At 68.8% G+C, this 24,624-nt stretch carries 20 protein-coding genes and 1 pseudogene; 20 read left to right on the forward strand and 1 reads right to left on the reverse strand.

The window, feature by feature from the left end; translation table 11 throughout:
- The first annotated feature begins 12 nt into the window (after window positions 1–12).
- Both clpP1 and clpP2 read left to right on the forward strand, forming a co-directional pair.
- The gene (gene clpP1, locus A5696_RS08475) at window positions 13–603 is read left to right on the forward strand and encodes an ATP-dependent CLP protease proteolytic subunit ClpP1 (protein ID WP_067876284.1); all 591 of its coding nucleotides are present in this window, start codon (window positions 13–15) and stop codon (window positions 601–603) included.
- On the forward strand, window positions 600–1,244 hold the full coding sequence (clpP2, locus tag A5696_RS08480) for an ATP-dependent CLP protease proteolytic subunit ClpP2 (protein ID WP_067876287.1): 645 nt from the start codon (window positions 600–602) through the stop codon (window positions 1,242–1,244). Before clpP1 ends, clpP2 begins: the two co-directional genes overlap by 4 nt.
- A 21-nt stretch (window positions 1,245–1,265) precedes the next feature.
- Here the strand turns inward: clpP2 and mmuM are convergent, their stop codons facing one another.
- On the reverse strand, window positions 1,266–2,186 hold the full coding sequence (mmuM, locus tag A5696_RS08485) for a homocysteine S-methyltransferase (RefSeq protein WP_067876290.1): 921 nt from the start codon (window positions 2,184–2,186) through the stop codon (window positions 1,266–1,268).
- Between the two features lie 276 nt (window positions 2,187–2,462).
- Here mmuM and clpX point away from each other — a divergent pair, with 276 nt between their 5' ends.
- The 18 genes and pseudogenes from clpX to proB all read left to right on the forward strand — a co-directional run bounded on the left by clpX (window position 2,463) and on the right by proB (window position 24,620).
- Window positions 2,463–3,743, forward strand: a complete 1,281-nt coding sequence (gene clpX, locus A5696_RS08490; RefSeq protein ID WP_067876293.1) for an ATP-dependent Clp protease ATP-binding subunit ClpX — start codon at window positions 2,463–2,465, stop codon at window positions 3,741–3,743.
- 44 nt (window positions 3,744–3,787) lie between these two features.
- Window positions 3,788–5,044, forward strand: a complete 1,257-nt coding sequence (locus A5696_RS08495) for an MFS transporter (protein ID WP_067876296.1) — start codon at window positions 3,788–3,790, stop codon at window positions 5,042–5,044.
- Window positions 5,045–5,274: 230 nt separating this feature from the next.
- On the forward strand, window positions 5,275–7,239 hold the full coding sequence (locus A5696_RS08500; RefSeq protein WP_156738302.1) for a 2-oxoacid:acceptor oxidoreductase subunit alpha: 1,965 nt from the start codon (window positions 5,275–5,277) through the stop codon (window positions 7,237–7,239).
- The gene (locus A5696_RS08505; RefSeq protein WP_067876302.1) at window positions 7,236–8,324 is read left to right on the forward strand and encodes a 2-oxoacid:ferredoxin oxidoreductase subunit beta; all 1,089 of its coding nucleotides are present in this window, start codon (window positions 7,236–7,238) and stop codon (window positions 8,322–8,324) included. The genes A5696_RS08500 and A5696_RS08505 overlap by 4 nt, the downstream gene beginning before the upstream one ends.
- A 13-nt stretch (window positions 8,325–8,337) precedes the next feature.
- Window positions 8,338–8,931 (forward strand): molybdenum cofactor guanylyltransferase, encoded by a 594-nt coding sequence (gene mobA, locus A5696_RS08510; protein WP_067876626.1) that lies wholly within the window; start codon window positions 8,338–8,340, stop codon window positions 8,929–8,931.
- Between the two features lie 947 nt (window positions 8,932–9,878).
- A pseudogene (locus A5696_RS29120) lies at window positions 9,879–10,395 on the forward strand (transglycosylase family protein).
- A gap of 74 nt (window positions 10,396–10,469) precedes the next feature.
- Complete coding sequence (locus tag A5696_RS08525) at window positions 10,470–11,726, forward strand: trans-acting enoyl reductase family protein (RefSeq protein ID WP_067876307.1); 1,257 nt, start codon at window positions 10,470–10,472, stop codon at window positions 11,724–11,726.
- Between the two features lie 89 nt (window positions 11,727–11,815).
- A complete protein-coding gene (locus A5696_RS08530) occupies window positions 11,816–12,379 on the forward strand; it encodes a DUF937 domain-containing protein (protein WP_067876310.1) in 564 nt (187 codons plus the stop codon).
- Between the two features lie 172 nt (window positions 12,380–12,551).
- On the forward strand, window positions 12,552–13,163 hold the full coding sequence (locus tag A5696_RS08535; protein ID WP_067876313.1) for a LysM peptidoglycan-binding domain-containing protein: 612 nt from the start codon (window positions 12,552–12,554) through the stop codon (window positions 13,161–13,163).
- A 90-nt stretch (window positions 13,164–13,253) separates the two neighbouring features.
- The gene (locus A5696_RS08540) at window positions 13,254–15,911 is read left to right on the forward strand and encodes a valine--tRNA ligase (RefSeq protein ID WP_067876316.1); all 2,658 of its coding nucleotides are present in this window, start codon (window positions 13,254–13,256) and stop codon (window positions 15,909–15,911) included.
- Window positions 15,908–17,350: a folylpolyglutamate synthase/dihydrofolate synthase family protein gene (locus tag A5696_RS08545; RefSeq protein WP_067876319.1), complete on the forward strand. Its 1,443-nt coding sequence runs from the start codon at window positions 15,908–15,910 to the stop codon at window positions 17,348–17,350. The genes A5696_RS08540 and A5696_RS08545 overlap by 4 nt, the downstream gene beginning before the upstream one ends.
- Window positions 17,347–17,706: a DUF4233 domain-containing protein gene (locus tag A5696_RS08550; RefSeq protein WP_067876322.1), complete on the forward strand. Its 360-nt coding sequence runs from the start codon at window positions 17,347–17,349 to the stop codon at window positions 17,704–17,706. Before A5696_RS08545 ends, A5696_RS08550 begins: the two co-directional genes overlap by 4 nt.
- Window positions 17,707–17,741: 35 nt before the next feature.
- Window positions 17,742–18,152: a nucleoside-diphosphate kinase gene (ndk, locus tag A5696_RS08555; protein WP_067876326.1), complete on the forward strand. Its 411-nt coding sequence runs from the start codon at window positions 17,742–17,744 to the stop codon at window positions 18,150–18,152.
- A 340-nt stretch (window positions 18,153–18,492) separates the two neighbouring features.
- Window positions 18,493–21,213, forward strand: a complete 2,721-nt coding sequence (locus A5696_RS08560) for an Rne/Rng family ribonuclease (RefSeq protein WP_067876329.1) — start codon at window positions 18,493–18,495, stop codon at window positions 21,211–21,213.
- Window positions 21,214–21,422: 209 nt separating this feature from the next.
- Window positions 21,423–21,734, forward strand: coding sequence for a 50S ribosomal protein L21 (rplU, locus tag A5696_RS08565; RefSeq protein ID WP_067007977.1), 312 nt, complete (start codon window positions 21,423–21,425; stop codon window positions 21,732–21,734).
- Between the two features lie 13 nt (window positions 21,735–21,747).
- Window positions 21,748–22,014 (forward strand): 50S ribosomal protein L27, encoded by a 267-nt coding sequence (rpmA, locus tag A5696_RS08570; RefSeq protein ID WP_067876332.1) that lies wholly within the window; start codon window positions 21,748–21,750, stop codon window positions 22,012–22,014.
- Window positions 22,015–22,077: 63 nt separating this feature from the next.
- Window positions 22,078–23,520, forward strand: coding sequence for a GTPase ObgE (obgE, locus tag A5696_RS08575; protein ID WP_067876335.1), 1,443 nt, complete (start codon window positions 22,078–22,080; stop codon window positions 23,518–23,520).
- Complete coding sequence (proB, locus tag A5696_RS08580) at window positions 23,517–24,620, forward strand: glutamate 5-kinase (RefSeq protein WP_067876336.1); 1,104 nt, start codon at window positions 23,517–23,519, stop codon at window positions 24,618–24,620. The genes obgE and proB overlap by 4 nt, the downstream gene beginning before the upstream one ends.
- Window positions 24,621–24,624 lie beyond the last annotated feature (4 nt).

Here is a 24,624-nt window from a genome sequence, read left to right on the forward strand (position 1 = left end):
GTCGTGACTGACATGCGTTCGCCCTCGCAGGGTCTCAACCTCACGGACTCGGTCTATGAGCGCTTGCTCTCCGAGCGCATCATCTTCCTGGGTTCGGAAGTCAATGACGAGGTCGCGAACCGGCTGTGTGCGCAGATCTTGTTGCTCGCCGCCGAGGACGCGGACAAGGACATTTCGCTGTACATCAACTCGCCCGGCGGGTCCATCAGCGCCGGGATGGCCATCTACGACACCATGGTCTTGGCGCCCTGCGACATCGCCACCTACGCGATGGGCATGGCCGCCTCGATGGGTGAGTTCCTTCTGGCGGCCGGCACCAAGGGTAAGCGGTACGCGCTGCCGCACGCCCGGATCCTGATGCACCAGCCGCTGGGCGGGGTGACCGGCAGCGCGGCCGACATCGCCATCCAGGCCGAGCAATTCGCCGTCATCAAGAAAGAGATGTTCCGGCTCAACGCCGAATTCACCGGGCAGCCGATCGAGCGAATCGAGGCCGACTCCGACCGCGATCGCTGGTTCACCGCGCAGGAAGCCCTCGAATACGGTTTCGTCGACCACATCATCACCCGCGCCGCTCACTTCACCAACGGAGAAGCCCAGTGAATCCTCTAGACCCTCAGCTCCAGCCCCAGGCGCGGTACATCCTGCCGTCGTTCATCGAGCACTCCAGTTTCGGTGTGAAGGAGTCGAACCCCTACAACAAGCTGTTCGAGGAACGCATCATCTTCCTCGGCGTGCAGGTCGACGACGCGTCGGCCAACGACATCATGGCGCAGCTGCTGGTGCTGGAGTCGCTGGACCCCGACCGCGACATCACCATGTACATCAACTCGCCCGGCGGCGGGTTCACGTCGCTGATGGCGATCTACGACACCATGCAGTACGTGCGCGCTGACATCCAGACGGTGTGCCTGGGCCAGGCCGCCTCGGCCGCCGCGGTGCTGCTGGCCGCCGGGACCCCCGGCAAGCGGATGGCACTGCCCAACGCGCGTGTGCTGATCCATCAGCCGTCGCTGTCGGGCGTGATCCAGGGACAGTTCTCCGACCTGGAGATCCAGGCCGCCGAGATCGAGCGCATGCGCACGCTGATGGAGACCACGCTGGCCCGCCACACCGGCAAGGACGCCGCGACCATCCGCAAGGACACCGACCGCGACAAGATCCTGACCGCCGAAGAGGCCAAGGACTACGGGATCATCGACACCGTGCTGGAGTACCGCAAGCTCTCGGCGCAAACCGCTTAGCGACATTCGCTGAGCGTGAACTCACGGCGAGTTTTCGGCTGATTTTTCGCCCTGACGACACGCTCGGCGAACGTCGGCGATATCAGAGGGGCCCACCCGGCAACATCCGCCGACAATCCGCGCCCCGGCCGCCACCCACTCCCGCGCCAGCTGCGCGGAGAAGCGCCGCGCACCAACCCAACCACGGCCATCCCAGCGCTCCCCGCTGTTCGGGTAGACGATCACCGGCTTGCCGACGCTCGCGGCCACGCCGATCGCCGGCACCACGTCGTCGGGCGCGCAGCAGTTGACGCCGATCGCGACGATCTCGGGGACCCCGGCCGCCACGGCGAATGCGTCGGCCAACGGTTGGCCGGCGCGGGTCCGGGTCCCGTCGATCGTGTAGCTCAGCCAGGCCGGCACGCCCGCGGAGCGGACCAGGTTCACCAGCGCCTCGGCCTCGTCGGCGTCGGGCACCGTTTCGCACGCCAGCACGTCGGCCCCGGCGTCCGCCAAAACCTCCAGCCGGGGCCGGTGCCACCGCGTCAAGTCCGCGACCGACAGGCCGTAGCGGCCCCGGTATTCGGACCCGTCGGCCAGCGCGGCGCCGTACGGGCCGACCGACGCGGCTACGACGAGCCCGTCGGCGCCGGCCTGCTCGCGCGCGGCCTTCGCGAGCTCCACGCTGCGGCGCAAGAGGGTCTCGGCCTCGCGCCGGCCGAGCCCGTGCGCCGCGAAGCCCGCGAACGACGCCTGGTAGCTGGCCGTCGTCGCGATCGTGGCGCCGGCCTGAAAGTACGCGGCGTGCGCGGCGATGATCTCGCGTGGCGCGTCGGCCAGCAGCCTGGCCGACCACAGCGGGTCGGAAAGGTCGAAACCGCGCGCCTCCAGCTCGGTGGCCAACCCGCCGTCGCTGATGACCACGGACTCGCTGGGCTCGCCAAACCCGACTGCCAACCCCACCCGGTAAATGTAGGGTTGTTGGAGCGGACCGGACTCGCTCGGGTCACGACCGCGACACGCCAAAGGCACGGAATGCGCGTCTCGGCGAGTGACGGGGGCCGTCTGGCTATATGTTTCTTCAGACAGAAGAGCATGAAGGTCCCACGAACTCCCTCGAATATCAACGACGCGATTCGGCGGTAATGGTCGCGGGGGGCACGAGCAAGCGGGTAGCGTCGGGGAATACATGCGGCACAGCAAGACGAACGGCGAATAAGGAAGTAGGCCCTCAGCACCATGGCGCGCATCGGAGACGGCGGTGACCTGCTTAAGTGCTCCTTCTGCGGGAAGAGCCAAAAGCAGGTAAAGAAACTCATTGCTGGCCCCGGTGTCTACATCTGCGATGAGTGCATCGACCTCTGCAACGAGATCATCGAAGAGGAACTCGCCGACGCCGACGACGTCAAGCTCGACGAACTGCCCAAGCCCGCCGAGATCCGGGAATTCCTGGAGGGCTACGTCATCGGGCAGGACACCGCGAAGCGCACGCTGGCCGTCGCCGTCTACAACCACTACAAGCGGATCCAGGCCGGCGAGAAGGGCCGCGACTCCCGGTCCGAGCCGGTGGAGCTGACCAAGTCCAACATCCTGATGCTCGGGCCCACCGGCTGCGGCAAGACCTACCTGGCGCAGACGCTGGCCAAGATGCTCAACGTCCCCTTCGCCATCGCCGACGCCACCGCGCTGACCGAGGCCGGCTACGTCGGCGAGGACGTCGAGAACATCCTCCTCAAACTCATCCAGGCCGCCGACTACGACGTCAAGCGCGCCGAGACCGGCATCATCTACATCGACGAGGTCGACAAGATCGCCCGCAAGAGCGAGAACCCGTCGATCACCCGTGACGTCTCCGGCGAGGGCGTCCAGCAGGCGCTGCTGAAGATCCTGGAGGGCACCCAGGCGTCGGTGCCCCCGCAGGGCGGCCGCAAGCACCCGCACCAGGAATTCATCCAGATCGACACCACCAACGTGCTGTTCATCGTCGCGGGTGCGTTCGCCGGGCTGGAAAAGATCATCTACGAGCGCGTCGGCAAGCGCGGCCTGGGCTTCGGCGCCGAGGTCCGCTCCAAGGCCGAGATCGACACCACCGATCACTTCGCCGAAGTGATGCCCGAGGACCTGATCAAGTTCGGCCTGATCCCCGAGTTCATCGGACGGCTCCCGGTCGTCGCGTCGGTCACCAACCTGGACATGGAGTCGTTGGTCAAGATCCTGTCCGAGCCGAAGAACGCTCTGGTCAAGCAGTACACCCGTCTGTTCGAAATGGACGGCGTGGAACTGGAATTCACCGACGACGCGCTGGAGGCCATCGCCGATCAGGCGATCCACCGCGGCACCGGCGCGCGCGGCCTGCGGGCGATCATGGAAGAGGTCCTGCTGCCGGTGATGTACGACATCCCGAGCCGCGACGACGTCGCCAAGGTCGTGGTGACCAAGGAGACCGTGCAGGACAACGTGCTGCCGACGATCGTGCCGCGCAAGCCGTCGCGCAGCGAGCGCCGCGACAAGAGCGCCTGACAACTCGCCGGTCGGCGGGCCGCGCATCTGGGTATTAGATGCGCATGCCGCCCGGTGTTGAGCACCCCGTCGCAGTTCCGCGCCGACTGGCGCGCGCGCTGGACGTACTGAATTTTCTGCTGGCCGACGTTCGCGACGGGCTGGGCCCGTACCTCTCCATTTACCTTCTGCTGACCCACCATTGGGACCAGGGCTCGATCGGGTTCGTCATGGCGGTCGGCGGCATCGGGGCGATCATCGCCCAGGCGCCGGCCGGCGCGCTGGTGGACCGGACGACCGCCAAGCGGGCGGTGATCATCGCCGGCGCGCTGGCGGTCACCGCCGGATCGCTGGCGATGCCGTTGTTCCCCGGCTTCTACTCGATCTCGGTCCTACAGGCCCTGACCGGGATCGCCGGTTCGGTTTTCGCGCCGGCCTTGGCCGCGATCACCCTGGGCGTGGTCGGTCCCCGCCTCTTCTCCCGGCGGGTCGGCCGAAACGAGGCGTTCAACCACACCGGCAACGCGTCCGCGGCGGCTGTCACCGGCGGCCTGGCCTATTTCTTCGGACCGGTCGTGGTGTTCTGGGTGCTTGCCGCGATGGCGGCCGGCAGCGTGATCGCGACGCTGCGCATCCCGGCCGACGCGATCGATCACGACGTCGCGCGCGGCATGGACCACGCCCCCGGCGAGCCGCACCGGCAACCGTCCGGGCTGGCCGTGCTGCTGCACAACCGCAGGCTGCTGATCTTCGCCGCGACGGTCGTCGCCTTTCACTTCGCCAACGCGGCGATGCTCCCGCTGGTCGGTCAGCTGCTGGCGCTGCACAACAAGGACGTCGGGACCGCGCTGATGGCTGGCTGCATCGTGGCCGCGCAGGTGGTGATGGTGCCGGTCGCCTACGTTGCCGGGGCCAAGGCCGATTCCTGGGGGCGCAAGCCGATCTTCCTGGCCGGATTCGCGGTGCTCGCCGCGCGCGGCTTCCTCTACACGCTGTCGGGCAACTCCTATTGGCTGGTCGGCGTGCAACTGCTCGACGGCGTCGGCGCCGGTGTGTTCGGCGCGCTGTTTCCGCTCGTCGTGCAGGACGTGACGCACGGGACCGGCCGGTTCAACGTCAGCCTGGGGGCGGTGACGGCCGCGACGGGCATCGGCGCCTCGGTGTCGAACCTCGTCGCGGGCTCGATCGTGGTCGCGGCCGGCTACAACGCCGCCTTCGCCTTCCTCGGCGTCTTGGCGGCCGCGGGGTTCGTCCTCTATCTCGTCGCGATGCCGGAGACGGCCCCCCGGCAACCAGCCGTCGCTTCCGCGCAACGAACGTGACCAATACCACAGTTTTGGCCTGACCGCACCGCCGGCGCTGGCTGACTTCGGCATCGGGTGCAAAACCGCTGCGTGCAATGCTTTCGAGACGTCCATGCTCGCCTAAAAGGAGTGCCATAATTGGTACTACTAGTGACACACAAGCTTGACGGCGCGGGAGCGGCCAAAATGGCGCGTAACGTGAAGCTCCAGCGCGGTGCCTATCCGGATAACGAATGGAAGGCGGATACGTGGATCCGAACGGCAGCGGAGCCGGGTCTGATTCTCGCAATGGCTCCTCTGGGAATGGGTCGTCCGATCGTCAGCGCATAGAACAGGTCGTCATTCGATTCGCCGGGGACTCAGGCGACGGCATGCAGCTGACCGGTGACCGGTTCACCTCGGAGGCAGCCCTGTTCGGAAACGACCTGGCGACCCAGCCGAACTACCCCGCCGAGATCCGCGCCCCCGCAGGCACATTGCCCGGGGTCTCGTCCTTCCAGATCCAGATCGCCGATTACGACATCCTGACCGCCGGCGACCGCCCCGACGTGCTGGTCGCCATGAACCCCGCGGCGCTGAAGGCCAACATCGGCGACTTGCCCCGCGGCGGAATGGTCATCGCGAACTCCGACGAGTTCACCAAGCGCAACCTGACGAAGGTGGGCTACGTAACGAACCCGCTGGAGTCCGACGAGCTGTCCGACTACGTCGTGCACTCCGTCGCGATGACGACGCTGACGCTCGGCGCCGTCGAGACGATCGGGGCGTCGAAGAAGGACGGCCAGCGGGCCAAGAACATGTTCGCCCTCGGCCTGTTGTCGTGGATGTACGGGCGGCCGATCGAAGCCAGCGAGAAATTCATCCGCGAGAAGTTCGCCCGCAAGCCCGACATCGCCGAGGCCAACGTGCTCGCGCTGAAGGCGGGCTGGAACTACGGCGAGACCACCGAGGCGTTCGGCACCACCTACGAGGTCTCCCGGGCGTCCCTGCCGTCGGGCGAATACCGCCAGATCTCCGGCAACACCGCGCTGGCCTACGGCATCGTCACCGCCGGTCAGCTGGCCGGCATCCAGGTCGTGCTGGGCAGCTACCCGATCACACCCGCCTCCGACATCCTGCACGAGCTGTCCAAGCACAAGAACTTCAACGTGATCACCTTCCAGGCCGAGGACGAGATCGGCGGCATCTGCGCGGCGATCGGCGCCTCCTACGGCGGAGCCCTCGGCGTCACCAGCACGTCGGGACCCGGCATCTCGCTGAAATCCGAGGCGCTGGGCCTGGCGGTGATGACCGAGCTGCCGCTGCTGGTCATCGACGTTCAGCGGGGCGGGCCGTCGACGGGGCTGCCCACCAAGACCGAGCAGGCCGATTTGCTGCAGGCGCTGTACGGCCGCAACGGGGAATCGCCCGTCGCGGTGGTGGCGCCGCGGTCGCCGTCGGACTGCTTCGAGACCGCCATCGAGGCGGTGCGCATCGCGGTGTCGTACCACACGCCGGTGATCGTGCTGTCCGACGGCGCGATCGCCAACGGTTCCGAGCCGTGGCGGATCCCGGACGTCGGCTCGCTGCAGCCCATCACGCACACCTTCGCCAAGCCCGGCGAGCCCTTCCAGCCGTACAACCGTGACCCGGAGACGCTGGCCCGGCAGTTCGCCGTCCCGGGCACCCCCGGGCTCGAGCACCGCATCGGCGGGCTGGAGGCCGCCAACGGCTCCGGCAACATCTCCTACGAGCCGGTCAACCACGACCTCATGGTTCGCATCCGCCAGGCCAAGATCGACGGCATCGCCGTCCCCGACCTGGAGGTCGACGACCCGACCGGTGACGCCGAGCTGCTGCTGATCGGCTGGGGCAGCTCGTACGGTCCGATCGGCGAGGCCTGCCGGCGCGCGCGGCGCAAGGGCATCAAGGTCGCCCACGCCCATCTGCGCCACCTCAGCCCGTTCCCGGCGAACCTCGGCGACGTGCTGCGGCGCTACCCGATGGTGGTGTGCCCGGAGATGAACCTGGGCCAGCTGGCGCTGATCCTGCGCGGCAAGTACCTGGTCGAGGTGCAATCGGTCACCAAGGTTCAGGGCGTCGCGTTCCTCGCCGACGAGATCGGGCGCCTCATCCGAGCCGCGCTGGGCGGCACGTTGGCCGAAATCGAGCAAGACAAGAAGATGGTCGCCAGAATGGCGGCAGCAACGGTGGGAGCGGGAGCTAGCGAATGACCGACCTGGTTGGCGCAGACCTCGGGGTCACCCCGAGGCTGACCAAGAACGACGGGGTTCCGACGGTGTCTGCCGGGGACCCGCCCCAGAAGGCCAAGGACTTCACCAGCGACCAGGAGGTGCGTTGGTGCCCGGGCTGCGGTGACTACGTCATCCTCAACACGATCCGCAACTTCCTGCCGGACCTCGGGCTGCGCCGCGAGAACATCGTCTTCATCAGCGGCATCGGCTGCTCCAGCCGGTTCCCCTACTACCTGGAGACCTACGGGTTCCATTCGATCCACGGCCGCGCGCCGGCGATCGCGACCGGTTTGGCGCTGGCCCGGGAGGACCTGTCGGTGTGGGTGGTCACCGGCGACGGCGACGCGCTGTCGATCGGCGGCAACCACCTGATCCACGCGCTGCGCCGCAACGTCAACATCACCATCCTGCTGTTCAACAACCGGATCTACGGCCTGACCAAGGGCCAGTACTCGCCCACCTCGGAGGTCGGCAAGGTCACCAAGTCGACGCCGATGGGTTCGCTCGACCAGCCGTTCAACCCGGTGTCACTCGCGCTGGGCGCCGAGGCGACGTTCGTCGGTCGCGCGCTGGACTCCGACCGCACCGGGCTGACCGAGGTGCTGCGCGCCGCCGCCGGACACCGCGGCGCCGCGGTCGTCGAAATCCTGCAGGACTGCCCGATCTTCAACGACGGCTCCTTCGACGCGCTGCGCAAGGAGGGCGCGGAGGAGCGGGTGATCAACGTCCACCACGGCGAGCCAATTGTGTTCGGCGCCAACGGCGAATACTGCGTGGTCAAGTCCGGCTTCAGCCTGGAGGTGGCCAAAACCGCCGACGTGAGCGTCGACGAGATCGTCGTGCACGACGCGCACGCCGACGACTCGGCCTACGCGTTCGCCCTGTCGCGGCTGTCGGATCAGAACCTCGACCACACCGTGCTGGGCATCTTCCGTAACATCAGCCGGCCCACCTACGACGACGCGGCACGCTCCCAGGTCCGCGCCGCGCAGGCATCGAAGCCGTTCGACTCCGCCGCCCTGCAGTCGCTGCTGACCGGGCGCGACACCTGGACCGTCGACTGACGTGGGCGAGCAGATGCCCGACGCAGTGTCACTGGCCGGGGTGATAGTCGCTGGGGGAGAGTCGCGGCGCATGGGCCGCGACAAGGCCACCTTGCCGGGCCCCGGGGGAACCGCCACGATGGCCGAGTATGTCGTCGGCATCGTCGCGCAGCGCTGCGAACCGGTGTTCGTGATGGCCGCCCCGGGACAACCGTTGCCGGCCCTGCAGGCCCGGATCATCCGCGACGACGTGCGCGGGCTGGGACCGCTGCCGGCCACCGGGCGGGGACTGCGCGCGGCCGCGGAGGCGGGCGCGCGGTTGGCCTTCGTGTGTGCCGTCGACATGCCGCTGCTGAGCGCCGATGTGATCGACGACCTCGTCCGCCTCGCCACCGAGACCAACGCCGAGGTGGTGTTGCCGTGGGACGGTCGCAGCCACTACCTGGCGGCGGTGTATCGCACCGACCTGGCCGATCGGATCGAGGCGCTGGTCGCCGCCGGCGAGCGCAAGATGAGCGCCCTGATCGACGCATCCGACGCCCAGCAGATCGTGCTGCCCGATTCGCGCCCGCTGACCAACGTCAACACCGACGCCGAACTGCGCGCGGCGGTGGGAACCGGCGCCTGAGCGCCGGCGCCCGCATTGTTGCATCGGCTCAAGCCGTCCCATTGATCATGTGGGGCGGGCAATTTTTTCGTCTCTGCCATTCTTTTGAATGTTAAGGCCATTTACAACACTTACTTTTCGGCCGTCTCGATAATGGCGAAGTGCCGGCGGCCGTTATCGGTGTGCCGTATCGCCTTGCCGCAGCGCGCTTTTCGGCCCCGACGCGCGGAAAAGGAGCGCCGACGGAACGTTGGGAAACATCTGCCGGGAGCGGACGATTCAGTCGTGCGGCGATTTGCCGCGCATCTGAAAGGCATTGATAGATAAGCTAATTCGAGTTAAGACAAGCTGTATTTGGCGGAAACCCTGGTGGCGCAGACGCTTTCGTCCTAACCATCGCCCCGTTCACTCTTTTCCGGCATGTCGGCCCTCCGCGATGCGTATCTTGTTGTATTTTGCGCCGGTTCGCCGCAGGCGCATGAATGTCGTCGACGGTTCCGTCGACCCGCGGTGGCCGCCGCAAGCGCGTGTGCCAGGTCACAAAAAGGCCGTGATTCGGCTCACGATCTGGTTGTTATGGCCAGTACTGGGCACCGGCCAAAAACGCATTGCTGACCTGCGGATTCGATTATGCGATCGCTGTGTGATCGGCTCGTTATCGATCCGAGATATCGATTTTCCGAAGATGACGAACGCGGCCAGGTTTCGTACGGTCCCTGGTAGCCCGAAAACGGGTTGACGGAAAAGTAATCAACAATCGAATCACGGACCCGCGTGCGAGCGGGGCTGCGGGCGGCATGCGCCGCGCCGCGGCCCGGGGTTCTACCCCGCCGGGCATATCGAGCGCCCGCCGCTGTCGTGCCAGAACGAGACGGCACGTCCCTAGAGCACCTTCGAGCACCAATCACGACCTTCGACCCACCCCGGTGGGTCTGCTTTGGCGCGCGCGCACCGCGAAAGGAAGAAATTTGAAGAACGTCCGCAAGACGCTCATCCTCGCCGCGATCACCGGCACGCTGGTGACGGTGCCCTCCGCCACCGCCACCGCGGAACCGATGGGCTTTGACCCGAACGTTCCCCCCGCCGGGGCGGCCGCGCCCGTGGGCTTCGACCCGAACGTTCCGCCGCCCCCGGTGCCGGACGCCGGCGTCGGTTGACGTGCCTCCCGCGCCGGCGCCCACGGGCTTCGACCCCAACGTTCCGCCGCCGCCCCCGGCGCCGGACGCCCCGCCGCCTCCGCCGGTGCACAAGGCGTACAGCGTGAACTGGGACGCCATCGCGCAGTGCGAGTCGGGCGGCAACTGGGGGATCAGCACCGGTAACGGCTTCGCCGGTGGCCTGCAGTTCACCTCGAGCACCTGGCACGCCAACGGTGGGTCGGGGTCGCCGGCCAGCGCCAGCCGCGAGGAGCAGATCCGGGTGGCCGAGAACGTGCTGCACACGCAGGGCATCGGCGCGTGGCCGGTGTGCGGTCGGCGCGGCTGACCATCACCTCTTGAGGGGTAAGTAATGCCGGGCCTTGCGCCCGGCATTACTTGTCCGCGGGTAGCGTCGGGCCGGTGACCGCAACGCCGCGCGAGTTCGACATCGTGCTGTACGGCGCGACCGGCTTCGTCGGGAAGCTGACCGCCGACTATCTGGCCCGCGCCGGCGCGGGCGCGCGGATCGCGTTGGCCGGCAGGTCGCCGGACCGGCTGCGCGCCGTCCGCGACACCCTGGGCGAATCCGCCCGGGACTGGCCGATACTGGCCGCCGACGCCGCACAGCCGTCGACGCTGGACGAGATGGCGACTCGGACGCGGGTCGTGATCACCACCGTCGGGCCCTACAGCCGCTACGGCTTGCCCCTGGTCGCCGCCTGCGCCGCGGCGGGCACCGATTACGCCGACCTGACCGGCGAGGCGACGTTCGTGCGGGAAAGCATCGATCGCCACCACAAGCAGGCCGCCGATACCGGCGCCCGCATCGTGCACTCCTGCGGCTTCGACTCGGTCCCCTCGGATCTCACCGTATACGCGCTGTACCGGGCCACACGGCGGGATGACACGGGCGAGCTCGCCGACACGCACCTGGTGGTGCGCTCGTTGTCCGGTGGGTTGTCCGGCGGCACCATCGCGTCCGGAGTGGAAATCATGGACACCGCGTCGCGCGACCCCGAGGCGCGCCGCCAGCTCGCCGACCCCTACACGTTGTCCACGGACCGCGGCGCGGAACCCGAACTCGGCCGGCAGCCGGATCTGCCCTGGCGTCGCGGTCGATACATCGCGCCGGAGCTGGGCGGGGTGTGGACCGCGGGATTCATGATGGCGCCCTACAACACTCGCATCGTGCGGCGCAGCAACGCGCTGCTGGACTGGGCGTACGGCCGGCGGTTCCGCTACGACGAGAACATGAGCGTCGGGTCGTCCGCGCTCGCGCCGGTGGCCTCGGCCCTCGTCAGCGGCGTCGGCAACGCGATGCTGGGCCTGGGCAGCCGCTACTTCCGGTTCCTGCCGCGCCGCCTGGTGGAGAGGGTTCTGCCCAAACCGGGTACGGGTCCGAGCGAGGCGGCCCGCGAGCGCGGGTACTACCGCATCGAGACCTACACCACCACGACCACCGGCGCCCGCTACGTCGCGCGCATGGAGCAGCAAGGAGACCCCGGCTACAAGGCGACCGCGGTGCTGCTGGGCGAGTGCGGCCTGGCGCTCGCGCTGGATCGCGACACACTCTCCGACCTGCTCGGCGTGCTGACCCCGGCGGCCGCGATGGGCGACGCCTTGCTGGCGCGATTCCCCGCCGCCGGCGTGTCTTTGCAGACCGAACGGCTGGGCTGACCCGGGCCGCCCCAACGGCTTTCGGTCCCCACCTGATGGGTCTACTGTCATAAGCGACTTGGCTCTACTCAACGAAGGTGGACACACCGATGGCCGGTCTCGACGATCTCTACGCCCAGATTCCCACTTCTGAAATCGCAAGCAGGCTGGGCGCCGACGAAGACGACGTCGACAACGCCGTTCACACGTTGGTGCCGCTCCTGCTCGGCGGCCTGCAGCAGAACTCCCAAGACCCCGAGCACGCGAGCAGGATCGAATCCATGGCTACCAGTCACGCCGCGCCGGGCCTGCTCGACGTCGGCGGCGGTCAGCAGGCGGTCGCGACGCTCTTCGGCGGTGCCGATGCCGACCAGGTCGCATCCGCGCTGGCCGATCGGGGGGCCGGCAACCGTGACCTGCTCAAGCAGTTGCTGCCGATAGTGCTCCCAATCGTGCTGGCATACATCGGAAAACGGCTCGGCCCAGGCGGCGAGGCCGGCGCATCGAAACCGACGGAGGCGGCCTCCGGTGGCGGGCTCGGCGAGGTGCTGGGCAGCATCCTCGGTGGCGGCTCCGGTGACAAATCCCTTGGCGGAATTCTCGGCGACGTGTTAGGCGGCAAGGGGGGCGCGCTCGGCGATCTCCTCGGCAGCCTGCTCGGCGGCAAGAAGTAGCGCGGCTCCCATCGCAATTGTCCGCATTGTTCACGGGCACTTAGCGGATGGTTTCGATTGCGTCGATTTCGGGGCTGCCTTAAACGAACCAAGATGAGTAGGTTCGTCCTTATCGGACAAGGCAAATGACGTCTGACCCCAATCGGCCGGACGACGACGAGAGGGGAATGCAATGTCGGACACGCTCACCGCGGGGCAGAAGCTGGTGCGAGGGGAGTCGCTCACCTCGCACAACGGTGCCTACACCCTCACATTGCAAGACGACGGCAACCTGGTGCTGGCATCTCGCGGCCAGGCGCTCTGGGCCACCGGGACCGACGGCCAGGACGTCGTGCGCGCCGAGGTGCAGCCCGACGGCAATTTCGTGGTGTACACCGCGGACAAACCGGTGTGGCACAGCGACACCGAGGGCAAGAAGGACGTCAAACTGGTGCTACAGGACGATCGCAATCTGGTCCTGTACGCCGCCGACGGGCCGGCCTGGTCGACAAAGACTGAGACGGACGCCCCGCCGCCGCCGGCGCCCGAGGCCGCCACGGCCCCCGAGGAGCCGGCAGCCGAGGAAGCCGCCGCCGAGGAACCGGTCGCCGAAGCCGCGGCCGAAGAGCCCGCCGTGCCCGAAGAGCCCGCCGTTCGGACGTACACCGTCGAGCCGGGCGACAGCCTGTGGGCCATCGCGGAGCGCTTCTACGGTGACGGAAGCAAATTCCAGGTGATCGCGGATGCCAGCGGTGTCCCCAACCCGGACCTGATTCAGCCCGGTCAAGTGCTGACCATTCCCTGACCGTCGGGGCGGTGACAGCGGTCGAATCCGTGTGACCAGGCGGATTCGGCCGCTTACACGCGGGCAAACGTGTCTCCCTAGAATTGACCGGTGACCGCCAGCCCCCGCCCCACCGCCGACCTGCCCAAGTCGTGGGATCCGGCCGCGATGGAGGGCGCCATCTACCAGAGGTGGCTGGACGCGGGCTACTTCACGGCGGACGCGAGCAGCGCGAAGCCGGCGTATTCGATCGTCCTGCCGCCGCCGAACGTGACCGGCAGCCTGCACATGGGCCACGCGCTGGAACACACGATGATGGACGCGCTGACCCGCCGCAAGCGCATGCAGGGCTTCGAGGTGCTGTGGCAGCCGGGCATGGACCACGCGGGCATCGCGACGCAAAGCGTGGTGGAGAAGCAGCTCGCGGTCGACGGCAAGACCAAGGAGGACTTCGGCCGGGAGCTGTTCGTCGAGAAGGTGTGGGACTGGAAGCGCGAGTCCGGGGGCGCCATCGGCGGGCAGATGCGCCGGCTCGGCGACGGCGTGGACTGGAGCCGCGACCGGTTCACCATGGACGAGGGCCTGTCGCGGGCGGTGCGCACCATCTTCAAGCGGCTCTACGACGCCGGGCTGATCTATCGGGCCGAGCGGCTGGTGAACTGGTCTCCGGTGCTGCAGACGGCGATCTCCGACATCGAGGTCGTACACGAGGAGGTCGAGGGCGAGCTGGTCTCGTTCCGCTACGGGTCGATGCGCGACGACGAGCCGCACATCGTGGTCGCGACCACCCGGGTGGAGACCATGCTGGGCGACACGGCCATCGCCGTGCATCCCGACGACAAGCGCTACACACATCTGGTCGGGACCAGGCTGCCGCACCCGTTCGTGGACCGCGAGCTCGTCATCGTCGCCGACGAGCACGTCGACCCCGAGTTCGGCACCGGTGCGGTCAAAGTCACGCCCGCGCATGATCCCAACGACTTCGAAATCGGGCTGCGGCACAACCTTCCGATGCCGAGCATCATGGACACCAGGGCCGTCATCACCGGCACGGGAACCGAATTCGACGGCATGGACCGATTCGAGGCCCGCGTCGCGGTGCGCGAAGCACTGGCCGCGCAGGGCCGCGTCGTGCAGGAGAAACGGCCCTACCTGCACAGCGTCGGACATTCGGAGCGCAGCGGTGAAGTCATCGAACCGCGCCTGTCGCTGCAATGGTGGGTCAGGGTCGAATCGCTGGCGAAGGCCGCCGGCGATGCGGTTCGCAACGGGGACACCGTGATTCACCCCGCCAGCCTGGAACCGCGTTGGTTCGGCTGGGTCGACGACATGCGCGACTGGTGCATCTCGCGCCAGCTGTGGTGGGGCCACCGCATCCCGATCTGGTACGGGCCCGATGGCGAACAGGTGTGCGTCGGTCCCGACGAGGCGCCGCCGGAGGGCTGGGAGCAGGACCCCGACGTGCTGGATACCTGGTTCTCGTCCGGGCTGTGGCCGTTCTCCACACTGGGCTGGCCCGAAGCGACCCCGGAGCTGGAAAAATTTTATCCGACAAGCGTTCTGGTCACCGGGTACGACATCCTGTTCTTCTGGGTTGCGCGGATGATGATGTTCGGCACGTTTGTCGGCGACGACGAAGCCATCACGCTCCGCGGCCGCCGCGGCCCGCAGGTGCCGTTCACCGATGTCTTTCTGCACGGGCTGATCCGGGACGAATACGGACGCAAGATGAGCAAGTCCAGGGGCAACGTCATCGACCCGCTGGACTGGATTGACGCGTTCGGCGCCGACGCCCTGCGGTTCACGCTGGCCCGCGGCGCCAGCCCCGGCGGTGACCTGTCCGTCGGGGAGGACGCCGTCCGGGCCTCGCGCAACTTCTGCACCAAGCTGTTCAACGCCACCCGCTACGCGCTGATGAACGGCGCCGCGCCGGCGCCACTACCGGCGCGCGCCGGGCTCACCGACGCCGATCGCTGGATCCTCGGCCGGCTGGAAGAGGTTCGCGCCGAGGTCGATTCGGCCTTCGACGGCTACGAGTTCAGCCGGGCCTGCGAATCGCTCTACCACTTCGCCTGGGACGAATTCTGCGACTGGTACGTCGAATTGGCCAAGACGCAGCTCGCCGATGGGCTCACTCACACCACCGCGGTGCTGGCCGCGGTGCTCGACACGCTGCTGCGGCTGCTGCATCCGGTCATCCCGTTCCTCACCGAGGCGCTCTGGCAGGCGTTGACCGGCCAGGAGTCGCTGGTGATCGCCGAATGGCCGAAACCCTCGGGTGTCGCTCTGGATCCCGTTGCGGCGCAGCGGATCACGGACATGCAGCGGCTCGTCACCGAGGTTCGCCGGTTTCGCAGCGAACAGGGCTTGGCCGACCGGCAGAAGGTGCCGGCCCGATTGGGCGGTATCGGGAGCGCGGACCTGGACCGCCAGGTGAGCGCGGTGACGGCACTGGCGTGGCTCACAGAGCCCACCCCCGAGTTCAGCGCTTCGGTCTCGTTGGAGGTTCGGCTGGGCCCCGCCATGGACCGCACCGTCGTCGTCGAGCTGGACACTTCGGGCACCATCGACGTCGCCGCGGAGCGCCGCCGCCTGGAAAAGGACCTGGCCGCAGCGCAAAAGGAGCTCGCGTCGACGGCCGACAAGCTCGGCAACGCCGACTTCCTGGCCAAGGCGCCCGAGCAGGTCGTCGCCAAGATCCGCGACCGCCAGCGCGTGGCCCAGGAGGAAACCGACCGGATCAACGCGAGGCTGGCTGCGCTGCAATGACTTTGGAGCAGCCCGAGTGGGGACCGCGCATCAGCGCGGATCCCACACCGGATGAGATCGCGTCCCTGCTGCAGGTCGAGCATCTGCTGGATCAACGCTGGCCCGAGACCAAGATCGAGCCGAGCCTGACCCGGATCAGCGCCCTGATGGACCTGCTCGGGTCGCCGCAACTGGGCTATCCGTCGATCCACATCGCGGGCACCAACGGCAAGACTTCGGTGGCGCGGATGGTCGACGCGCTGGTGACCGCGCTGGGTCGGCGCACCGGCCGAACCACCAGCCCGCACCTGCAATCGGCCGTCGAGCGCATCGCGATCGACGGGCAACCGATCAGCCCCGCGCGGTACGTGGCGACGTACCGCGAGATCGAGCCGTTCGTGCAGATGGTCGACGCGCAATCGCAGGCCGACGGGGGACCGGCGATGAGCAAGTTCGAGGTCCTCACCGCGATGGCGTTCGCCGCGTTCGCCGACGCGCCCGTCGACGTCGCGGTCGTCGAGGTCGGCATGGGCGGGCGCTGGGATGCCACCAACGTGGTCAACGCGCCGGTGGCGGTGATCACCCCGATCGGCATCGACCACGTCGACTACCTCGGCGACGACATCGCCGGGATCGCCGGCGAGAAGGCCGGCATCATCGGCAAAGCGCCCGACGGCGCACCGGACACCGTCGCCGTCATCGCGCGCCAGGTCTCCGAGGCCATGGAGGTGCTGCTGGCCCAGGCCGTGCGCGCCGACGCCGCCGTCGCCCGCGAGGATTCGGAGTTCGCGGTGCTGGGCCGTCAGGTCGCGATCGGCGGCCAGGTGCTGCAGCTGCAGGGCCTCGGGGGGGTGTACTCCGACGTCTACCTGCCGCTGCACGGCGAACACCAGGCGCACAACGCGGCGGTGGCCCTGGCGGCGGTCGAGGCCTTCTTCGGCGCCGGCGCGCAGCGCCAGCTCGACGTCGACGCGGTACGGGCCGGCTTCGCCGCCGTCAAAAGCCCCGGGCGGCTGGAGCGGATGCGCAGCGCGCCCACGGTGTTCATCGACGCGGCGCACAACCCCGCCGGCGCCGCGGCGCTGGCGCAGACGCTGGCCGACGAGTTCGACTTCCGCTACCTGGTCGGGGTGATCAGCGTGATGGCCGACAAAGACGTAGACGGCATCCTCGCCGCGCTGGAGCCGGCCTTCGACTCCGTCGTCGTCACCCACAACGGCTCGCCGCGGGCCCTGGACGTCGAGGCGCTGGCGCTGGCCGCGGGCGAGCGGTTCGGGCCGGACCGCGTCACCACCGCCGAGAACCTGCGCGACGCCATCGACGTCGCGACCGCACTGGTCGACGAGGCGGCCACGGAAAGTGATGCGGCGGAATCGTTTTCGGGGACCGGGATCGTCGTCACCGGTTCCGTCGTCACCGCCGGGGCCGCCCGGACCCTGTTCGGCAGGGATCCGGAATGACCGATCAGAACCCGGCCCCGCCCGCCGACCCGTGGCGCAGCTTCGCCGCGGTGATGGCCGCGACGCTGATCCTCGAGGCGATCGTGGTGCTGCTCGCGATACCGGTGGTGGGCGCCGTCGGTGGCGGACTGACCGCCGCGTCGCTGGCCTACCTGATCGGCCTGGCGGTCGTGCTGATCCTGCTTGCCGCGGTCCAGCGCAGGCCCTGGGCGATCTGGGTGAACCTGGGCGTCCAGGTGGTGCTGCTGGCCGGCTTCGCGGTCTACCCCGGGGTGGGGTTCATCGGGGTGCTCTTCACCGCATTGTGGGCGTTGATCGCCTACTTCCGCGCCGAGGTCCGCCGCAGGCAGGAGTAGGGCCGATCGGCAAAGGGTTCTGTACGCTGTGCGCCGTGACCGAACGGACCCTGGTACTGATCAAGCCCGACGCCGTCGAGCGGCACCTGATCGGCGAGATCATCAGCCGCATCGAGCGAAAAGGCCTCACCATCGCGGCGCTGGAGCTCCGGCACGTCAGCGAAGAACTGGCGGCCCAGCATTACGCCGAACACGAGGGCAAGCCGTTCTTCGGATCGTTGCTGGAATTCATCACCTCGGGGCCGGTGGTGGCCGCGGTCGTGGAGGGGCCGCGGGCGATTGCGGCATTCCGGCAGGTCGCCGGGGGTACCGACCCGGTCGACAAGGCATCCCCGGGCACGATCCGGGGCGACTTCGGGCTGGAAACGCAGTTCAACCTGGTGCATGGGTCCGATTCGGCCGATTCCGCGAAGCGCGAGATCGGCCTCTGGTTTCCAGGCATTTAGCGCTGGCGGGATAGCCGCCGCACGGGCTCCCGACGGCGTTTGCTGAGGTTCGTGTATCGGCTGCGGTTGGGCACGGGCGGTGATGTGGGATACTGACAGCGGGTGAACGTCGCCGGACCGGCTTCGGACACCCGAATGAAGACTTGGACAAGCGCGACCATCGCCATCGCCGCGATGTTGCGCCGCATGTCAGGCCGACATTCAGCACGGCGCCGAGTGAGTTCTCCCCGAGCCGCTCGGGGCAAGACCATCACAAGCCTGGGAGAAGCGACCCGGGCCCATAGTGAAGCCCTCGCGTGGCCGCGTCGAAACGACGCGCCCGGGGGCTTGAGGAGAGTACGTGGTAGACAGTGCACCGCCTTCGAATCCCGCCAACGAGCCGGCGCAGCACGAGGACCTGCCGGACCGCCTGAGGGTGCACCAGCTGGCGCGAGCGCTGGGCAGCACCAACAGAGAGGTGCTCGAGGCGCTCACCGCGCTCGACGGGCGCACCCGCAACGTGCATTCCGGCGTCGACCGCGAGGACGCTCTCCGGGTCCGTGACCTGATCTTCGCCAAACCCCTGCCCAACATCCCGGGGTTCAGCCATGCGGCGGCCAAACAGCAACCGCTGCTGCTGCGGAGCTCCACCGAGCCGGCGGAGTATCTGCCGCTGTTCGTGGCGCCGCAGCCGGTGGAGGTCGGTCCCGGCGGTGCCGCCGACGAGAGCGACTACTCGGACGAAGCCGACGACGAAGACGATGACCAGGCCGATCGACCGGCCAACCGCCGCCGGCGCCGCGGGCGTCGGGGGCGTGGCCGCGGACGCGGCGAACAGGGCGGACCCGACGGCGACGACGACACCGGCGACGAGGACAGCGACTCCGACGAGTCCGACGACGACTCCGACGACGAGAACGGTTCGCCGGACGGGGCCACTCGCCGCCGCCGCAGGCGCAGGCGGCGCAAATCGGCAGCCGGTGACGACAACGACGAGGGGCTGTCGCCCGACGACCCGCCCAACACCGTGGTGCACGAGCGGCCGTCGCGCGCCGGCAAGAACGGCGAGGGCTCCGGCAACGCCGAGATCAAGGGCATCGACGGCTCCACCCGGCTGGAGGCCAAGCGGCAACGCCGCCGCGACGGGCGGGACGCCGGGCGGCGCCGCCCGCCGGTGCTGACCGAGGCCGAATTCCTGGCGCGCCGCGAGGCCGTCGAACGGGTGATGGTCGTCCGCGACCGGGTGCGCACCGAGCCGCCGCACCCCGGCGCGCGTTACACCCAGATCGCGGTGCTCGAGGACGGCATCGTCGTCGAGCACTTCGTGACCTCGGCGGCGTCGGCGTCCCTGGTGGGCAACATCTACCTCGGGATCGTGCAGAACGTGCTGCCCTCGATGGAGGCGGCGTTCGTCGACATCGGTCGCGGCCGCAACGGCGTGCTCTACGCCGGCGAAGTCAACTGGGAGGCCGCCGGACTGGGCGGGTCCGACCGCAAGATCGAGCAGGCCCTCAAGCCCGGCGACTATGTCGTCGTCCAGGTCAGCAAGGACCCGGTGGGGCACAAGGGCGCCCGGCTCACCACGCAGGTGTCGCTGGCGGGTCGCTACCTGGTCTATGTGCCGGGCGCGTCGTCGACCGGGATCAGCCGCAAGCTGCCCGATACCGAACGCCAGCGGCTCAAGGAGATCCTGCGCGAGGTGGTGCCGTCCGACGCCGGAGTGATCATCCGCACCGCGTCGGAGGGCGTCAAGGAGGACGACATCCGCAAGGACGTCACCCGCCTGCAGGAGCGCTGGCAGCAGATCGAGGCCAAGGCGGCCGAGACCAAGGAAAAGGCCGCGGGTGCCGCGGTGTCGCTCTACGAAGAGCCGGACGTGTTGGTCAAGGTCATCCGCGACTTGTTCAACGAGGACTTCGCCGGCCTCATCGTCTCCGGCGACGAGGCCTGGAGCACGATCAACGAGTACGTGAATTCCGTTGCCCCGGAGCTGGTTTCGAAGCTGACCAAGTACGAGCCGGCCTCCGGCCCGGATGATGTGAGCGGCCCGGACGTGTTCGCGGTGCACCGCATCGACGAGCAACTCGCCAAGGCGATGGAGCGGAAGGTGTGGCTGCCGTCGGGCGGCACGCTGGTGATCGACCGCACCGAGGCCATGACGGTGGTCGACGTCAACACCGGCAAGTTCACCGGGTCCGGCGGCAACCTCGAGCAGACCGTCACCAAGAACAACCTGGAGGCGGCCGAGGAGATCGTGCGCCAATTACGGCTGCGTGACATCGGCGGCATCGTGGTCATCGACTTCATCGACATGGTGCTGGAGTCCAACCGGGACCTGGTGCTGCGGCGGCTCACCGAGGCGCTGGCCCGCGACCGCACCCGCCATCAGGTTTCCGAGGTGACGTCCCTGGGCCTGGTGCAATTGACGCGCAAGCGGTTGGGCACGGGGCTGATCGAGGCGTTCTCGTCGTCGTGCCCCAACTGCGGCGGCCGCGGCATCCTGCTGCACAGCGACCCGGTCGATTCCGCCCCGTCGAACGGCCGCAAGTCCGAGTCCGGTGGTCGACGGGGCCGGCGCTCGAAGAAGAAGGGGACCGAAGAGGCCGCCGACCAGCCCACCGTGGCGAAGGTGCCCGCGCACGCACCCGGCGAACACCCGATGTTCAAGGCGATGGCCGCCGGCTCGTCCGGTGCCGGCCAGGACGACGAGGGCGAGGGCGAGCCCGACGAGGCCGGCGAGGTGCTCACCGCCACCGTCGACAAGGAGACCGAGGAGCGGGGTGCCGCCGGCCTCGAGGACACCGACACCGATGACTTCGAGGATGCCGACGAAGACGAGGACGAGTTCGACGCGGACGACGACAGCGACGACGACAGCGACGACGACCTCGACGACGAGGATCTCGGCGACGACGAGGACCTGGACCTGGACGACGACGAAGACGATCTGGACGACGAGGACGCCGACTCCGACGACGAGACCACACGGAACTCCGCAGGAAACGGCGGCTCGCCCGGGGGACACCCACGCCGCCGCCGCGCCGCGGGCAGGCCGGCCGGCCCGCCGATCCACGTGGACTGACCTGCGCCGACGCCGGGCCTTTCCGAGGGCCGGTTTGACCCTGTAGCCGCTGGTCAAGTACCCTTGGACAGTTGTCGTCAGGCCGACCGTGGCCGGCGGCGGCGGGACCGCCGGGCCCGGGTTTTTTCCGGGGGCGGACCCGCACCCCAGACCCACCCCGCGCAGGCCGGTGGCACGCGCGCGGCCAGCAGAAAGAGGCAGGAGCAACGATGGCGACCTACGCAATCGTCAAGACCGGCGGCAAGCAGTACAAAGTCGCCGTCGGAGACGTGGTCAAGGTCGAGAAGCTGGACTCCGAGCCGGGTTCGAACGTGACGCTGCCGGTGGCCCTTGTCGTCGACGGCGCCAAGGTCACCAGCGACGCGGCCGCGCTGGCCAAGGTCGCGGTCACCGGTGAGGTGCTCGAGCACACCAAAGGCCCCAAGATCCGCATCCACAAGTTCAAGAACAAGACCGGCTACCACAAGCGTCAGGGCCACCGTCAGCAGCTGACGGTCCTGAAGGTCACCGGCATCAAGTAGTAAGGCGACAGACATGGCACACAAGAAGGGCGCTTCCAGCTCGCGCAACGGTCGCGACTCCGCCGCACAGCGGCTGGGCGTGAAGCGATTCGGCGGCCAGGTCGTCAAGGCCGGCGAAATCCTGATCCGCCAGCGCGGCACCAAATTCCACCCCGGCGCCGGCGTCGGGCGCGGCGGCGACGACACGTTGTTCGCCAAGGAAGCAGGAGCCGTCGAGTTCGGCGTCAAGCGCGGACGCAAGACCGTCAGCATCGTCGCGGCCGGACAGACCGCCGACTAGGCGTCGACGCCCGGGCCGGATGCGCGGCCCGCATCACGCCCGCGGTAGTTGAGAGGACCCTCGATGCCTCGGTTTGTCGATCGCGTCGTCATCCACGCTCGGGCGGGTTCCGGCGGTAACGGCTGCGCCTCGGTTCACCGCGAGAAATTCAAGCCGCTGGGCGGACCCGACGGGGGCAACGGGGGCCGCGGCGGCAGCATTGTGCTGGTCGTCGACCCGCAGGTGCACACCCTGCTGGACTTTCATTTCCATCCGCACGTCACCGCCCCTTCGGGCAAACAGGGGATGGGCAACAACCGCGACGGCGCCGCCGGTGCGGACCTGGAGGTCAAGGTTCCCGACGGCACCGTGGTGCTGGACGAAAACGGCCGGCTGCTCGCCGATCTGGTGGGCGCGGGCACGCGGTTTGAGGCGGCCGCCGGCGGCCGCGGCGGCCTGGGCAACGCCGCGCTGGCGTCGCGCGCCCGCAAGGCCCCGGGCTTCGCGCTGCTCGGCGAGCCGGGCCAGTCACGTGACCTGACGCTGGAGCTCAAGACCGTCGCCGACGTCGGCCTGATCGGGTTCCCCTCGGCCGGCAAATCCTCGCTGGTGTCCGCGATCTCGGCGGCCAAACCGAAGGTCGCCGACTACCCGTTCACCACGCTGGTGCCCAATCTCGGCGTCGTCTCGGCGGGGGAGCACACCTTCACCATCGCCGATGTGCCGGGCCTGATCCCGGGCGCGTCCCAGGGCCGCGGCCTCGGGCTGGAATTCCTCCGGCACATCGAGCGGTGCGCCGTGCTGGTGCACGTCGTCGACTGCGCCACGGCAGAACCCGGCCGCGACCCCATCTCCGACATCGACGCGCTGGAAGCCGAACTCGCCGCGTACACCCCGACGCTGCGGGGCGACACGGCGCTGGGCGACCTCGCCGAGCGGCCGCGCGCGGTGGTGCTCAACAAGATCGACGTCCCCGAGGGCCGTGAGCTCGCCGAATTCGTGCGCGACGAGATCGCCGAGCGCGGCTGGCCGGTGTATCTGGTGTCGACGGTCGCGCGAGAGGGCCTGCAGCCCTTGATCTTTGGGCTGTGGAAGATGATCTCGGACTACAACGCGTCGCGGCCGCAGATCGTGCCACGCCGCCCGGTGATCCGTCCGGTCCCCGTCGACGACAGCGGGTTCGCCGTCGAGCCGGACGGGGAGGGTGGCTTCGTGGTCACCGGCGCGCGGCCCGAGCGCTGGGTGGGCCAGACCAACTTCGACAACGACGAAGCGGTGGGTTATCTGGCCGACCGGCTGGCGCGCCTCGGAGTCGAGGAGGAACTGCTGCGGCTGGGCGCGCGGCCGGGCTGCGCGGTGACCATCGGGGAGATGACGTTCGACTGGGAGCCGCAGACTCCGGCGGGCCAGCACGTCGCGTTGTCGGGCCGGGGCACCGATGCGCGGTTGGAGCGCACCGAGCGGCCCGGCGCCGCCGAGCGCAAGGCCGCCCGCCGTCAGCGCCGGGAACGTGGTGACCAGCCGTGAGCGCCCACCGCGAAGCCATCCGGACCGCGCGCAGTCTCGTGGTCAAGGTCGGGACCAACGCGCTGACCACGCCGTCGGGGGTGTTCGACGCCGGCCGGCTGGCCGGGCTGGCCGACGCGATCGAGGCGCGGATGAAGGCGGGCACCGACGTGGTCATCGTGTCGTCGGGCGCCATCGCTGCCGGCATCGAGCCGCTCGGATTGCCTCGTCGCCCGAAGGATTTGGCGACCAAGCAGGCCGCGGCCAGCGTCGGCCAGGTCGCGCTGGTGAACTCGTGGAGCGCGGCGTTCGCCCGCTACGGGCGCACGGTCGGGCAGGTGCTGCTGACGGCGCACGACGTCTCGGTGCGCGCGTCGCACACCAACGCTCAGCGCACCCTGGACCGGCTGCGCGCGCTGCACGCGGTGGCGATCGTCAACGAAAACGACACGGTCGCCACCAACGAGATCCGGTTCGGCGACAACGACCGGCTCTCGGCGCTGGTGGCCCACCTGGTCGGAGCCGAGGCTTTGGTGCTGCTCTCGGACATCGACGGGCTCTACGACTCCGATCCGCGAAAGACCAAGGGCGCCAGGTTCATCCCCGAGGTTTCCGGCTCCGCGGATCTCGACGGTGTGGTCGCCGGCCCGGGCAGCGACCTGGGCACCGGCGGCATGGGTTCGAAAATGTCCTCGGCGCTGCTGGCCGCGGACGCCGGGGTCCCCGTGCTGCTGGCCGCCGCCACCGACGCCGCGACCGCGCTCACCGACGCCTCAACCGGGACGGTGTTCGCCGCGCGGCCGGATCGAATGTCGGCCCGGCGGTTCTGGGTGCGTTATGCCGCCGAGGCGGCCGGTTCCCTGACGCTGGACGAGGGGGCGGTGCGCGCCGTGCTGCGGCAACGCCGCTCGTTGCTGGCCGCGGGCATCACCACGGTCTCGGGGCGGTTCTACGCCGGGGACGTTGTCGAACTGCGCGGACCGGACGCGACCATGGTGGCCCGCGGCGTGGTCGCCTACGACGCGGGCGAGCTGGCCACCATGATGGGCCGGTCGACGTCCGACCTGCCCGGCGAGTTGCGCCGGCCGGCGGTGCACGCCGACGACCTGGTGGCCGTGTAGCCGG

It is taken from the genome of Mycobacterium sp. E2699, from assembly GCF_001666745.1.
Classification (GTDB): Bacteria; Actinomycetota; Actinomycetes; order Mycobacteriales; family Mycobacteriaceae; genus Mycobacterium.

Excerpts from the sequence above, each read along its gene's own strand:
- clpP1 (WP_067876284.1), top strand. The coding sequence starts at position 13 with ATGCGTTCGCCCTCGCAGGGTCTCAACCTCACGGACTCGGTCTATGAG.
- clpX (WP_067876293.1), top strand. The coding sequence starts at position 2,463 with ATGGCGCGCATCGGAGACGGCGGTGACCTGCTTAAGTGCTCCTTCTGC.
- A5696_RS08495 (WP_067876296.1), top strand. The coding sequence starts at position 3,788 with ATGCCGCCCGGTGTTGAGCACCCCGTCGCAGTTCCGCGCCGACTGGCG.
- A5696_RS08505 (WP_067876302.1), top strand. The coding sequence starts at position 7,236 with ATGACCGACCTGGTTGGCGCAGACCTCGGGGTCACCCCGAGGCTGACC.
- mobA (WP_067876626.1), top strand. The coding sequence starts at position 8,338 with ATGCCCGACGCAGTGTCACTGGCCGGGGTGATAGTCGCTGGGGGAGAG.
- A5696_RS08530 (WP_067876310.1), top strand. The coding sequence starts at position 11,816 with ATGGCCGGTCTCGACGATCTCTACGCCCAGATTCCCACTTCTGAAATC.
- A5696_RS08535 (WP_067876313.1), top strand. The coding sequence starts at position 12,552 with ATGTCGGACACGCTCACCGCGGGGCAGAAGCTGGTGCGAGGGGAGTCG.
- A5696_RS08545 (WP_067876319.1), top strand. The coding sequence starts at position 15,908 with ATGACTTTGGAGCAGCCCGAGTGGGGACCGCGCATCAGCGCGGATCCC.
- A5696_RS08550 (WP_067876322.1), top strand. The coding sequence starts at position 17,347 with ATGACCGATCAGAACCCGGCCCCGCCCGCCGACCCGTGGCGCAGCTTC.
- rplU (WP_067007977.1), top strand. The coding sequence starts at position 21,423 with ATGGCGACCTACGCAATCGTCAAGACCGGCGGCAAGCAGTACAAAGTC.
- rpmA (WP_067876332.1), top strand. The coding sequence starts at position 21,748 with ATGGCACACAAGAAGGGCGCTTCCAGCTCGCGCAACGGTCGCGACTCC.
- obgE (WP_067876335.1), top strand. The coding sequence starts at position 22,078 with ATGCCTCGGTTTGTCGATCGCGTCGTCATCCACGCTCGGGCGGGTTCC.